Annotated in this window: 2 protein-coding genes; one reads left to right on the forward strand and one right to left on the reverse strand. The window is 44.8% G+C overall.

Features of this window, described 5'->3' with window-relative positions; genetic code table 11:
* Positions 1-278 (reverse strand): pilus assembly protein PilM (gene pilM / locus ACTHUE_RS19320; RefSeq protein WP_440424203.1); only part of this gene is annotated, 278 nt, incomplete at its 3' end.
* A gap of 152 nt (positions 279-430) precedes the next feature.
* On the opposite strand from pilM, the gene ACTHUE_RS19325 reads away from it, so the two are divergent.
* The coding region (locus ACTHUE_RS19325) for a transglycosylase domain-containing protein (protein WP_440424204.1) at positions 431-1,239 on the forward strand (809 nt) is incomplete at its 3' end.

The raw sequence follows: 1,239 nt of genomic DNA on the forward strand, positions 1-1,239 counted from the left end.
GCAACAATATTTTTGCAAGAACTGCGTAATTGTGTGTAAGTATGTTGGATGTAAGTAGCAAGCTGATCGTAGTCTTGAATTTTGTTGCCTTTGACAATATTTTTAGGCAATTTGGTAATAACGTATTTTTCCAGCTGAATTTGGTTTAAACTACGGCCTGTCAGTTGTACCATCTTAATGGCATGTTGGCTGATATCGACACCGATGGCAGAGCGGTTGTTCAATCCACTAGAAGCCTTGCCTGTTTTGGTATCTTTCGTGCTTTTAAATAAGCGCATGATTTGACTTCCCTGTATCATTTAGGAGTGAGTAACTGTTTCGTTATCCGTAAAGGACTTCTTATTCTTTGCACAGTATTAACTGTGGCTGATAGAAATCGTTTCCCATTTTACTTTATTTATCGCCATTAATGGCAAATTATTACTTAGTCATGATTAAAAAGATTATAACGACCTGCCTGGGTCTCTTATTGGGACTGGCTCTTTTCGGCGTGGGGCTGATTGCAATTGCAATTTTGGTCACCTATCCGAAACTGCCGTCTTTGGACACTTTACAACACTACAAACCCAAAATGCCGCTGACGATTTATTCTTCAGACGGCCAAGTGATTGGCGTTTACGGCGAGCAACGGCGTGAATTCACCAAAATCGGTGACTTTCCCAAAGTTTTGAAAAATGCCGTGATTGCCGCCGAAGACAAACGCTTCTACGACCACTGGGGCGTGGACGTTTGGGGTGTGGCGCGCGCCGCGATCGGCAACGTCATGGCCGGCGGCGTCCAATCCGGTGCCAGTACGATTACGCAACAGGTTGCTAAAAACTTCTACCTGAGCAGCGAGCGTTCGTTCACCCGTAAATTCAACGAAGCCCTGTTGGCCTACAAAATCGAGCAGTCTTTGAGCAAAGACAAGATTTTGGAGCTGTACTTCAACCAAATCTATTTGGGTCAACGCGCTTATGGTTTTGCATCTGCAGCCCAAATTTATTTCAACAAAAATGTTAACGAGTTAACATTGGCCGAAGCCGCCATGTTGGCCGGCTTGCCCAAAGCCCCTTCCGCCTACAATCCGATTGTAAATCCTGAACGCGCCAAACTGCGTCAGGCTTATATTCTGAACAATATGCTGGAAGAAGGCATGATTACCCTGCAGCAACGCGATCAGGCTTTGAAAGAAGAGTTGCATTACGAGCGTTTTGTACAAAACATCGATCAAAGCGCCCTGTACGTTGCCGAAATGGT

Source organism: Neisseria sp. P0021.S005, from assembly GCF_051956955.1.